Here is an 11,394-nt window from a genome sequence, read left to right on the forward strand (position 1 = left end):
GACCGCACGCGGCACACCGGGCACGATTACCTTCCGATGTCGTGCACTTGGCAGAACGAGCGCCGGAAGTCACGGCGAAGACGAAGCCTCTCGTGGTGGCCGCGCCGGAGGCCGACGCCCCCGCGCAGTGGCATCGCGTCCTGACGCTCCTCGCGATCGTCAGCCTGTTCATCGGCACGCGCGCGGTGTGGACGCAGGCCGCCAGTCGCGAGCTCGTCATCGCCGCCGTGATCTCGCTCTGCTATCTGTCGATCCTGGCCGGCGGGGTGCTGACGCTGACCGCGCGCCGGACCCGGACACTCGCCCGCCTCGACCTGTGCGTCCTGCTGACGGCCATGACGTTGACCCTGTGCACGTTCGCCCTGAACCACGCGGGCGGCGACGAGGGCGTCCTCACCGCGCAGGCGGCCCGTGAACTGGCCGCCGGGCACCCCGTGTACGGGCAGCCCTGGCCGTGGCTCTTCCAGCACAACCCCGATGTCGCCCTCACCCCGACGATGAACGGCGGCTACGACCTCACCTACGGCTACCCGCCCCTCGTCCCGCTGCTGACCGCGCCGCTGCTGTGGCTCGGGCACGGCGCCCTGGCCGCGACCGTGGTGACGACCGGGGCGCTGCTCGTCGGCGCGGTGACGCTGTGGCGCCTGCTGCCGGTGCCGTGGCGGTCGGCGGCGACCATGGTGTGCCTGGGCTTCGGCTTCCTGCCGAGCTACGCGCGGCTCGGTTACCCGGCGATCGTCGCGCTCGCGCTGCTCATCCCGGTGGTGGTGCGCTGGCCCCGGATCGGGGCGGGCGGGCGGCTGGGCTGGGGCGGTTTCGCTCGGGCCGCCTGTCTGGGCGCGGCCTGCGCGGCGCAGCAACTGCCGTGGTTCCTCGTGCCGTTCCTGCTGGCCGGGATCTACGCGGTGCGCCGCGGCGAGCTGGGCGCCCGTCCCGCGGCCCGGGTGGTGCTGCGGATCACCGGCGCGGCGGTCACCGTATGGCTGCTGATCAACACGTACTTCATCGTCAGCGAGCCGCACACCTGGGCGAGCGGGGTCGCGCTGCCGCTGACGCAGAACGCGACGATCCACGGGCAGGGCCTGGTGGGGCTGGCGCTCTACTACACCGACGGCAGCGACCGGCTGGCCTGGTACTCGCACGCGAGCATCCTGCTGGCGGGGGCGCTGCTGGCGCTGCTCGTCCTGTTCGTGCGGCGGCTGGGTCCGGCGATGACGGTGCTGCCGTGGTGCGCCTTCTTCCTGGCGACGCGTTCGCAGGACGGCTACTACCTACTGATGACGCCGTTGTGGCTGGCGGCCGCGGTGACGACACCGGCCGCGTCCTTCGCCCGGGCGTGGCAGCCCCGGCCGCGTTTCCTGTCGGGTCCGCGTCGGCGCCCGGCGCTGGTCGCGACGGCCGCGCTGCTCCTCGTACCGGCGCTGGCGTGCACCGCCGCGGCGGCGGCCGGGTCACCGCCGCTGGCCATGCGGGTGACGAGGACGCTCACGACCGGGCCGGCCGCCGTGTCGGAGCTGACCGTCCGGGTGACCAACAGGGACGACAGCGCCCTCACCCCCCACTTCACGCTCACCACCGGCCAGGGCATGACCCGCTGGTGGACGGCGGTCCAGGGGCCGGCCACGCTGCCCGCGCACACGAGCGCCGTCTACCGGCTCCGGCCGCCAGGCCCGGTGTTCCGGGTGCCCCGGCGCCCGGGTACGCGCATCCGGCTGCGCGCCTTCACGGCGTCGCCGGACACCCTGTCGAGCATGGACATCCGGCTGCCGGACGGTCGGCAGAAGGTGAAGGCCCATCCCGTCGTCCGGCCCGCGCGCTAGGCCTTGGCGCGGGTGAAGCGGAGGCTGGTCGTGACCGCCGTACGGCCGCGGATCATGCCCAGCTGGTTCCAGCCCAGGCCGAACTGGTCCCGGTCCACGCTGAACTCCGCGTCCAGGGTGAGCGCGTCGCCGCCCGTGTGGGTGAGGCGCGCGGTGAGGCTGGTGGGGCGGCTGATGCCGCGCACGGTCAGCTGACCGGTGACGTGGACGGTGTCGCCGTCACGGAGTTCGGCGCCGCGCACCGCGAAGGTGATCTCGGGGTGGTTCTCGGCGTCGAAGAAGTCGGGGCCGTGCAGGTGCTTGTCGCGCTTGGCGTGGTTGGTGTCCAGGGAGGCGGCGTCCAGGGTCAGGGTGCCCGTGGCGGTGCCGTCGGGGAGGACCTCGCCACCGCCGCCGGTGATGGCGAACGTGCCCTTCACGGTGACCAGGTTCCACATCGTCTTGTGCTTGATGGCGACGGTGGACGCCGTCCGGTCGAGCTGCCACAGGCCGGTTTCCACGGCAACGGTCATGAGCTGTCTCCTGACAGGAACGAGGCTGGTGCGAGGTACGGGAACGTCCGGGAACGTCCGGGACCCAGGTCATCCAAATTTGGACGATGGGGCGACGACGCCAAACTAGCCTGTTATCCAAATCTGGACAACCCCTCGTGCAAATTTGGACAACCGGTAGAATCGACGAATGGCCGCCACCTCCGAACACCCTGCCGAGACGCCCGGATGTCCCTCCGCACAGGAGGGCGGCCTGCTCCCGACCGAGCTACGGAACTGGATGATCCTGCTGGGCGCGACAGGGGCGATCGAGCAGCGACTCGGGCCCGTCCTCAAGGAAACGCTCGGCATCTCCCACGACGAGTTCCTCGTCCTGTGCCTGCTCGCGGACCGGCCCGACGGTGGTCTGCGGATGACCCGGATCGCGGAGCTGCTCGGCCGCCCCAAGACCCGGCTCACCTATCAGATCGCCTGTCTGGCACACGCCGGGCTGGTCACCCGGCGCCCCGTGTGCGGTGACAAACGGGGCGTCGAGGTGGCCCTCACCGGCAAGGGGCGCCGCCTGTTCACGGAGTCCTCGCCGGCCCTGGCCGACGTCGTCGTCTCGGGGCTCACGGAGATCGGCCCCGAGGACCGCGAGACGTTGTGCCGGATGCTGCCGGAGGAGGCGGACGCGGAGAAGCGGTGACTAGGCGACCAGGGCAGCCGGTTGCGACTCCGTCTCCGGGTCCGGCGCGGTCTCCGGCTCCGCCTCGGCTGCCGCCAGCAGGTCTGCGAGGGTCTCGCGGGCCCTGGCCACGCGTGAACGCACCGTCCCCACCGGGCAGTCGCTGACCTCGGCCGCCTCCGCGTAGGGCAGCCCCATCAGTTGCGTGAGGACGAACGCCTCGCGCCGTTCGTCGGGCAGCGCGGCCAGCAGGTCGAGCAGCGCGACGCCGTCGTCGAAGCCGGGCAGCCCGCGCGGCTGGGCCCGTTCGACGGTCGCCCGCCAGTCCTCCGTGTCGCAGAGCCGGGGCCGGGCGGCGGCGTGCCGGAAGCTGTCGATCACCGCGCGCCGCGCGATGGCCATCAGCCAGGAGCGCGCCGAGGACCGCCCCTCGAACCGGTGCAGACTGCCGAGCGCCCGCAGGAACGTGTCCTGCGCGAGGTCGTCGGCGGCCTGTGGATCGGCGGAGAGATGGGCGACGTACCGCACCACATCGCGGTGCAGGGCGCCGACGAAGCGTTCGACGGCGACCTGGTCGCCACCACGGGCGGCGAGCGCCCAAGCGGTTATCGACTCGTCCATCGGGACCGCCGAGGAGGCCGCGGCGGAGGGGGCGGCCGAGGGTGCGGAAGCCGCTGAGGCCTGGAGGATCGGCGCGGGCAGTAGAGGAGTGATCACCTGGTGTCCTTCTCGGATCATCCGGAAGTCGGCAGCGCGGCGGGCCGCGACGCGGCTGCGCGGCATGGGCGCGCGCCGCTACCGGCAGAGGGAGGAGCGGTCGTACGCGCGTAGCGACGCGGGGTACGACCGTGGCCCGGGCGGCGCCTGCGGAGGACCGCCGACGTCGATGTGCGTCGGCGCGACCTGGAGCGGCCCGGGGTGCCGGCTGTCTCAGACGACAGCGGTCCGCGTCGGCGGGCCCCGGGAGGTGATCGTGTGGACGAGCGGAAGCAGTCGCGGCGCCCGGTCCGAGCGCCCGCGACACGGGCGGGGACGGGGACGGTCCGGCAGCGCGGGCAGCGCGAGCGCCGTCCGCAGCGGCGCGGCCAGTCGGCCGGCCGCCGCCCGCAGGATGCGGAACGTGGCCCGCTCGCCGTACGCCAGCCACAGCCCGCACAGCAGTGCGGCGAGCGTGTGTGCGGCGAGCATGCCGTACGAGGACGAGAGGGCGTCCGGGCCGTGGCCGAGGCGCGTCGGGTGATCCGCACCCGCACCCATGCCCATGCCCATGCCGGTGCCCATGCCGGTGCCAGTGCCAATGCCGGAGTGGGTCATGTCCATGGCGTCCATCGGCATGCCGACGGCACCGGTGCCCATTCCCGCGCCCGTGCCCTGCGTGAACGAGAAGGCCGAGTGGAGCGCGCCCTGGGCGACGACCACCACGGCCACGACCAGCGGGAGTCCACGCTCGCGGCCGGTCAGGCACCAGCCCGCGCCGCCCGTGACCAGGGCCCCTGCCGCCAGGGTCCACCAGGCGACGGCCGAGCCGGACATCAGCACGTGTCCGAGAGAGGCGAGCAGCACGCAGACGGCCGCGAACACCGCGGCCCGCAGCGTGCGTGCACCCCGTCCGGCAGTCATGACGGCCCTCATTCTCCCATCCGGGGCTCGAACGTCACTGGTACGTGAGCGAGTTGCTGACCGCCCGCTCGCCGGAAGCATGACGCGGAACGTCTCGACGCCGAACCAGGTTCCCTCCACTCAGATCGAATCCACAGTTCCTGTCAGCCGTTCCTGTCAGCCGTTCCTGTCAGCCGTTCCTGTCAGCGCGCCGCCGACGCGGTGCGCAAGTGACCCCTGGTGTACGTCCCGTCGAGGGGGAGGGGGAAGCTGGTCACGATCAACTCTCCCTGGAGGTACGTGAGATGACGAGCCGTCTGCCGCGCCGTACGGTGCTGGGCGGAATGATCGGCGGTCTGGCACTGGCCGCGGCCGGTACGGGGGCCGGAACCGCGGTGGCCGCAGGACGCGCACCGGACGCCACCGGCCAAGGGCCCACCGGACCAGGAGCCGTCGGCCCGGAGCCGTACGTGCCCGTCGCCGTGAGCGGCGGGGGCGGGCCCGCCGGGACGGACCGGGTGCACGTCCTCAAGGTCGGCCCCGCCGCGGCGGGCACCGTCCTCGTGCTGGTGCCCGGCATGTTCGGGGCCGCGAACGACTTCCGGCTGCTGGCCCGTGACCTGGTCGCGGCCGTGCCCGGCCTGCAGGTGTGGGCCCTCGACCGGCGGGAGGAGAACCTCGCCGACCGCACGGGCTTCACGGGCCCGGACCCCCTCGCCTACTACCTGGACGGCCACTACCGCAGCCAGGACCCGGCCGCCTCCCCCTTCGCCGCGCACTGGGGCCTGCCCCTGGCCCTCGCCGACCTGCGCGCCGTCGTCCGGGCGGCGGGACGCGGGGGCCGGCGCGTGGTGCTCGGCGGGCACTCCTGGGGAGCGACGACCGCGATGGCGTACGCGGCCTGGGACTTCGACGGCTGCCCCGGCTACCGGGACCTCGCGGGGCTGGTGGTCGTCGACGGCGGTGTCCTCGGGGCGTTCGACGGAACGGGCGACCCGGTTCTCGACTCGCCGGAGGAGATACGGCAGCGGCTGGCGGCGATCGACGCCGGGGCGGTCTTCGACCTGACCCTGAGCGGCGTGGGCCTCGGCAGCCGCGCGGAGAGCACCCAGATCTGGTACCAGCTCGCCGGCCACTACGCCCTGCGCGACCCCGACGGCCCCTCCCTCCTCCAGCCCAGGCTGCCCGACGCCCTGGCCCTGCCGTACACCGTCACCAACGCGGGCCTGCTGGGCGTGCTGGTCGACGCCGGTTTCGGCTGGCCGAACTCCATCACCGTGCACTCCGGGCACCTCGCCGACAGCGGGGACGTACGCGGCTGGGTCGACACCGGGATCACACCGCTCAGCCGGGTCGCGGCCGCGTACGCCGGTCCGGTGCCGGCGGTGTGGGAGTGGTACTGGCCGGCCCGGCTCTCCGTCGACCTCGACGTCACGGACGCCTACACGGACTCCGCGCTCGCCCGTTCCCTGGGCCTGCGACTGCTCCACGCCGACCGGCTCGACATACCGCTGTACGCCTTCGGGACGAGCTACGCCAAGGGCACCATCGAGGAGTCGGCGCGCAAGGTGGTGTCCAACTCCCGCATTCCCTACGCCACTTACGAGACCGACACGGGCATGAATCACCTCGACCCGCTCTTCGCGGCCCCGGCCCACAACACCCTGACACGCACGCTCGCGGGGTTCCTGAACGGCCCGGCGGCGGCACGCTGACGCGACAAACCCGGTCGGCCGGTCCCCGCGAGCACCGGCCGACCGGGAGGGACGTCCCGCGTCAGCCCACCCGACGCGGATGCCGCTCCGCCCACGCGCCCGCCTCCCGGCCCACCGGCATCACCAGGGCCCCCACTGCGAAGGGGACCCAGCCGCGCACGGGGCCGCGGCTCACATCGCCCTCGAGACACTCGGCCCCCGTCGCCCACAAGGAGGGGCGGCGGGGGCCGAGTGTGTGGTCCCGGGACGGTCACGCCACGGAGTTCAGCAGGTCGGCGACCACGTCCGGCCTTTCCAGTGCGATGAAGTGGCCGGCTCCCGCCACCTGGGTGAAATCGGCGGCCGGCAGCAGCCGCTTGTTGGCCTCCCGGTCCGAGGGGCGGGACCAGTCCTTCTCGCCGTAGACCAGGTGGATGGGCGCCTTGACGTCCGTGTAGCGCGGGCGGGCCGCGATGAGGCTGGGCAGGGCCTGGTAGACCGCCCGGGCGACGGTCGGGTAGCCGGGGCGAGTGCCCACCTGGAGCAGCTCGTCCATGTAGTCGTCACGCAGCGCGCTCTTGTCGCCCAGTCCGCCCTGCAGCACCTTGCGCAGGATCGGCTTGGGCTCCACCCCGGCGACCGTCGGGCCCACCCCCGGCGCGAGGACACCGGTGACCACCAGACGCGCCAGCAGACTGGAGCGGGCGATGCCGTCCTTGAAGTCGTAGGCGTTCACCGCGACGACCCGCCGTACCCGCTCCGGCAGATCGGCAGCGGCGGTCAGGGCGAGCACCGCACCCATGGACTCCCCCACCAACGTCACGTCACGCAGGTCGAGTTCGGTGAGGAGGCGTTCGACACCGGCGCGCATCGCCGGCTCGTCGTACGACGCCCCGGGCACGATCTCGGAGTAGCCCATCCCCGGCAGGTCCAGCGCGTACACGGTGTAGTGGTCGGAGACCAGCGGGATGAGCGCGCGGTAGTGCTCGGCCTGCGTGCGCACCGTGTGCAGCAGGACCAGGGGAGCGCCGGTGCCCGCCTTGAGGTATCTCAGCGTTCCCTCGTGCCCTTCGTGTCCCGCGCGGGGGGCGAGGGTGTGGCTGGTGGTGCCGGGGACCTGAATGGTGGGGCGGGCGGCTTGGCTGGACATCTCGCGGACTCCTTGGGTGTGGATCGGGGACGGATCGGGAGTGGATCGGGAGTGGAAACCGATCGGTTTCGAGAACAGTAAACCGAACGGTTTCCGCGCGCAAGCCCAGGGTGCGCACTTGCGTCGCGGAAACCGATCTGTTTTCCTGGTCCGGAAACAGATCGGTTTCCAGCCGATGTGGCGAGTTGTCACCAGCAAGCGACAAAGGGAAGACATGACTACCACCTTGGACCGTGGGGCGCCCGCCTCCGGCAAGACGAACTCGGGCCGCCGCGGCTCCCACGCCATGCGCTGGTGGGTGCTTGTCGTGCTGGGCACGGCGCAGCTCATGGTCACGCTCGACGCGACCGTCGTGAACATCGCCCTGCCCGCCGCACAGCACGACCTCGGTTTCAGCGACGGCAGCCGGCAGTGGGTCGTCACGGGTTACGCACTGGCGTTCGGCAGCCTCCTGCTGCTCGGCGGCCGACTCGGCGACCTGTTCGGCCGCCGTACCACCTTCGTGACCGGCCTGGTCGGCTTCGCGGGCGCCTCCGTCGTCGGCGGAGCGGCCACCAGCTTCGAAATCCTCGTCGGGGCACGTGTGGCCCAGGGCCTCTTCGCCGCGCTGCTCGCGCCCGCGGCACTCTCCTTGCTCAGTGTGACCTTCACCGAGCCGTCCGAGAGGCCGAAGGCCTTCGGCATCTTCAGCGCCCTGTCCGGCGCGGGCGCGGCGGTCGGGCTGCTGCTCGGCGGCATGCTCACCGAATGGACGTCGTGGCGCTGGGTGATGTACGTGAACGTCATCTTCGCGGCCGTCGCGCTGGTCGGTGCGCTGCTTCTGCTGGCCAAGCCCGAGATCACCGAGCGGCCCAAGATCGACATCCCGGGCACCCTCACGGTGAGCGCCGCGCTGTTCGCCATCGTCTACGGGTTCGCGCACGTCGAGTCCACCAGCTGGACCAACCCCGTCACCCTCGGCTTCCTGGCCGGCGGTGTGGTGCTGCTCGCGGTGTTCGTCTGGCTCGAGTCCAAGGTCGCGCACCCGCTGCTGCCGCTGCGCCTCGTGACGGACCGGACCCGCGGTGGTTCGTTCATGGCGGTGTTCGTCCTGGGCATGGGGATGTTCTCGATCTTCCTGTTCCTGACCTACTACCTCGAGGCCAGCATCGGCTACTCGCCGATCCAGGCGGGCCTGGCGTTCCTGCCGATGGTCATGGGCATCGTCGCCTCGTCGACCACGACGCCCTCACTACTGCTGCCCAGGGTCGGCCCGAAGGTCGTCATCACCGCCGGCTTCCTGGTCGCCGCCTCCGGCATGGCCCTGCTGACCCGGCTCACGCTGGACAGCACCTACGTCGCCCACATCATGCCCGGCATGATCCTGCTGGGCCTCGGCATCGGCGCGGTGATGACCACCGCGTTCCAGGGTGCGACCTCGGGCGTGCACCACGAGGACACGGGCGTCGCCTCGGCGCTGATCAACACCAGCCAGCAGGTGGGCGGCTCGATCAGTACGGCACTGCTGACCACGGTCGCCTCGTCGGCCGCGACCGACTACCTGTCCTCGCACAAGCCGGGCGCGCTGACCATGGCACAGGCCGGGGTCGAGAGCTACACGGCCACCCTGGCATGGGGCGCCGGAATCTTCGTGGTCGGTGCGGCGCTCTCGGCGCTCCTGATTCCGAACCGGGCCCTGGCGCCGTCGGAGGGCGAGCCGGTGATCGCCCACTGAGCGAAGCCACTGAACGAACCCGCTGAACGAACCAACGAACGTAAACCGATCGGTTTTCATTTTGTTGAATTCGAGTTACATTCGGGTTATGACCACCGAAGCGAAGTCAAGTTCCAGGGAGCGACTGCTGGAGGCGGCGGCCACGCTCACCTACCGAGATGGTGTCGGCATCGGCGTCGACGCCCTGTGCAAGGCGGCGCGAGTGTCGAAGCGCTCCATGTACCAGCTCTTCGAGAGCAAGGACGAACTGCTGGCGGCAAGCCTGCAGGAGCGCGCCACCGCCTTCGTCGCCGGGCTCCTGCCCCCGGCGCACGACGGCCGCTCACCCCGCGAGCGCATCACGTACGTCTTCGAGCAGCTGGAACAGCAGGCGGGCGCGCCCGAGTTCCAGGGCTGCCGATATCTGGCCGTACAGATCGAACTCAAGGACCAGAGCCATCCGGCGAGCCGGGTGGCCCACGAGGTCAAGGGGAATCTGCTGGGTTTCTTCCGCTCCGAGGCCGAACAGGGCGGCGCGAGCGACCCCGCCCTCCTGGCCCGGCAGCTCAGCCTGGTCTTCGACGGCGCCAGCGCCCGAGCGGGAATCCAGGCCGACAACCTGACCGGCCTGATCACCCCCACCGTACGCAGCCTGCTCGAGTCGGCGGGCATGCGCTGACGCACGCTCCGCGATGACACTGCGGGCCACTCTCCGCCTCCGGCGGCAGGAGTGGCCCGCAGTGTCATGTCCCGAGCCACCTGGCGTGCCTGACGACCTCTCGCCAGGCGTCTGCGGTAATTGACAGGGTACGAAAGTACCCTCTAACGTACCCGCACCGAGGCCAGCCCACCGTCGGCTCAACGAGGAGCATCGATGCAGCACCTGTACGACATTGACGTCAAGGTTCCGATGCGTGACGGCGTGGCCCTCGCCGCCAACGTGTGGCATCCGGTCGAGGGGAAGGCCCCGACGCTGCTCGTGCGCCTGCCGTACGGAAAGGACGCCATGATGGGCGTCGGCCATGCGCTCATGCCCGACACCCCAGCCCTGCTGGAGGCCGGTTACGCGTTGGTGGTGCAGGACTGCCGGGGCACCTATCGCTCGGAAGGCGAGTTCGTGCCGCACATGGCCGACCGCCACGACGGCGCGGACACCGTCGCCTGGATCACCGAGCAGCCGTGGTCCGACGGCACGGTGGGCACGTACGGGCCGTCCTACCTGGGGATGGTCCAGTGGGAGACCGCCGTGACCGGCGCCCCCGGCCTCAAGGCGATCGCACCGTCCCTCACCTCGATCGACAACTACGAGGCGCCCTGGTACGGCCCGGGCGGCGCCCTCTCGCTGAGCCTGGTCACGATGTGGAACGCCATGATGTACGCGGCCGACGCCCAGCGGTCCCTGGCCCTCGGCGAGGACACCCTGCCCCAGCTGCAGCAGCTCGGCCAGGCGCTTCTCTCCCACGAGGCCCTCAACGACGTACTGCCGACGGCCGAGGTCCCGGTCCTGAAGGCGTACGGCAAGTGGTGGGACGACTGGATGGCCCACCCGTCCCACGACGAGTACTGGGACGCCATGGAGCTCACGCCCGAGCTGGGGAACGTCACCGTCCCGGCGCTGAACATCGGCGGCTGGTACGACCTCTACATCGGCCAGACCCTGCGTACCTACACCACCGCTCGTCAGAAGGCGGGCAGCGCGGAGGCGCGTGAGGGGCAGCGGCTGGTCATCGGTCCGTGGGACCACGGCCAGGCAGGCGACGGCGTGTATCGCGACCGGTCCTTCGGCCCGCTGGCCAGTGGCCGGTTGATGGGCATGACCGCCCTGCATGTGAAGTTCTACGACCGCTGGCTGCGCGGTGACACGACCGCGCTGGACGGCGTGGCACCGGTGAAGCTCTTCGTGATGGGCATCGACCAGTGGCGCGACGAGCAGGAGTGGCCGCTGCCCGACACACAGTGGACCGACTTCCACCTCACGAGCACCGGCCGCGCCAACACCGCTGACGGCGACGGTGTGCTGACCGCCGACGCGCCGGCCGACGCCGGGCACGAGACCTACCTCTACGACCCGCGCCGCCCGGTTCCCTCGGCCGGCGGGGCGTCGATGCCGACGACTCCGGGGTTCTGCGGCCCGGTCGACCAGCGAACGGTCGCCGCCCGCGAGGACGTGCTGTGTTTCGCGTCCCCCGTACTCGAGGAGGCCGTCGAGGTCACCGGTCCGGTCAGCCTGACCCTGTACGTGTCCTCCTCGGCGGTGGACACCGACTTCACCGCCAAGCT

At 71.5% G+C, this 11,394-nt stretch carries 10 protein-coding genes; 6 read left to right on the forward strand and 4 right to left on the reverse strand.

Annotated elements, in window-relative coordinates:
• The first annotated feature begins 92 nt into the window (after positions 1–92).
• Complete coding sequence (locus tag ABZ855_RS16635; RefSeq protein ID WP_360807330.1) at positions 93–1,820, forward strand: hypothetical protein; 1,728 nt, start codon at positions 93–95, stop codon at positions 1,818–1,820.
• Here the strand turns inward: ABZ855_RS16635 and ABZ855_RS16640 are convergent.
• Positions 1,817–2,332, reverse strand: coding sequence for a YceI family protein (locus tag ABZ855_RS16640; RefSeq protein ID WP_360807301.1), 516 nt, complete (start codon positions 2,330–2,332; stop codon positions 1,817–1,819). The two genes, ABZ855_RS16635 and ABZ855_RS16640, sit on opposite strands and share 4 nt — an antisense overlap.
• 169 nt (positions 2,333–2,501) lie before the next feature.
• Here ABZ855_RS16640 and ABZ855_RS16645 point away from each other — a divergent pair, with 169 nt between their 5' ends.
• Positions 2,502–2,999, forward strand: coding sequence for a MarR family winged helix-turn-helix transcriptional regulator (locus ABZ855_RS16645; RefSeq protein WP_360807303.1), 498 nt, complete (start codon positions 2,502–2,504; stop codon positions 2,997–2,999).
• Here ABZ855_RS16645 and ABZ855_RS16650 read toward each other — a convergent pair whose 3' ends face one another.
• On the reverse strand, positions 3,000–3,599 hold the full coding sequence (locus tag ABZ855_RS16650) for a sigma-70 family RNA polymerase sigma factor (protein WP_360807332.1): 600 nt from the start codon (positions 3,597–3,599) through the stop codon (positions 3,000–3,002).
• A 309-nt stretch (positions 3,600–3,908) separates the two neighbouring features.
• On the reverse strand, positions 3,909–4,598 hold the full coding sequence (locus ABZ855_RS16655) for a hypothetical protein (RefSeq protein WP_360807305.1): 690 nt from the start codon (positions 4,596–4,598) through the stop codon (positions 3,909–3,911).
• A 284-nt stretch (positions 4,599–4,882) separates the two neighbouring features.
• On the opposite strand from ABZ855_RS16655, the gene ABZ855_RS16660 reads away from it, so the two are divergent.
• Positions 4,883–6,292: an alpha/beta hydrolase gene (locus ABZ855_RS16660; RefSeq protein ID WP_360807307.1), complete on the forward strand. Its 1,410-nt coding sequence runs from the start codon at positions 4,883–4,885 to the stop codon at positions 6,290–6,292.
• A gap of 250 nt (positions 6,293–6,542) precedes the next feature.
• Here the strand turns inward: ABZ855_RS16660 and ABZ855_RS16665 are convergent, their stop codons facing one another.
• Entirely contained in the window at positions 6,543–7,421 is an 879-nt protein-coding gene (locus ABZ855_RS16665) for an alpha/beta hydrolase (protein WP_360807309.1), read from the reverse strand.
• 214 nt (positions 7,422–7,635) lie between these two features.
• Here ABZ855_RS16665 and ABZ855_RS16670 point away from each other — a divergent pair, with 214 nt between their 5' ends.
• From ABZ855_RS16670 to ABZ855_RS16680, 3 genes are all read left to right on the forward strand, one after another.
• Positions 7,636–9,135: an MFS transporter gene (locus ABZ855_RS16670; RefSeq protein ID WP_360807311.1), complete on the forward strand. Its 1,500-nt coding sequence runs from the start codon at positions 7,636–7,638 to the stop codon at positions 9,133–9,135.
• An 88-nt stretch (positions 9,136–9,223) separates the two neighbouring features.
• Positions 9,224–9,793: a TetR/AcrR family transcriptional regulator gene (locus ABZ855_RS16675; RefSeq protein ID WP_360807313.1), complete on the forward strand. Its 570-nt coding sequence runs from the start codon at positions 9,224–9,226 to the stop codon at positions 9,791–9,793.
• Positions 9,794–9,988: 195 nt separating this feature from the next.
• Positions 9,989–11,394, forward strand: a 1,406-nt coding sequence (locus ABZ855_RS16680; RefSeq protein WP_360807315.1) for a CocE/NonD family hydrolase, incomplete at its 3' end; no start/stop codon positions are given.

Origin of the sequence: Streptomyces sp. NPDC047042 (genome assembly GCF_040644035.1) — a bacterium.
Lineage (GTDB): Bacteria > Actinomycetota > Actinomycetes > Streptomycetales > Streptomycetaceae > Streptomyces.

Bases quoted from the DNA above. Each gene is read 5' to 3' on its own strand.
- ABZ855_RS16640 (WP_360807301.1), bottom strand. From the start codon at position 2,332: ATGACCGTTGCCGTGGAAACCGGCCTGTGGCAGCTCGACCGGACGGCG.
- ABZ855_RS16645 (WP_360807303.1), top strand. From the start codon at position 2,502: ATGGCCGCCACCTCCGAACACCCTGCCGAGACGCCCGGATGTCCCTCC.
- ABZ855_RS16650 (WP_360807332.1), bottom strand. From the start codon at position 3,599: ATGGACGAGTCGATAACCGCTTGGGCGCTCGCCGCCCGTGGTGGCGAC.
- ABZ855_RS16655 (WP_360807305.1), bottom strand. From the start codon at position 4,598: ATGACTGCCGGACGGGGTGCACGCACGCTGCGGGCCGCGGTGTTCGCG.
- ABZ855_RS16660 (WP_360807307.1), top strand. From the start codon at position 4,883: ATGACGAGCCGTCTGCCGCGCCGTACGGTGCTGGGCGGAATGATCGGC.
- ABZ855_RS16665 (WP_360807309.1), bottom strand. From the start codon at position 7,421: ATGTCCAGCCAAGCCGCCCGCCCCACCATTCAGGTCCCCGGCACCACC.
- ABZ855_RS16670 (WP_360807311.1), top strand. From the start codon at position 7,636: ATGACTACCACCTTGGACCGTGGGGCGCCCGCCTCCGGCAAGACGAAC.
- ABZ855_RS16675 (WP_360807313.1), top strand. From the start codon at position 9,224: ATGACCACCGAAGCGAAGTCAAGTTCCAGGGAGCGACTGCTGGAGGCG.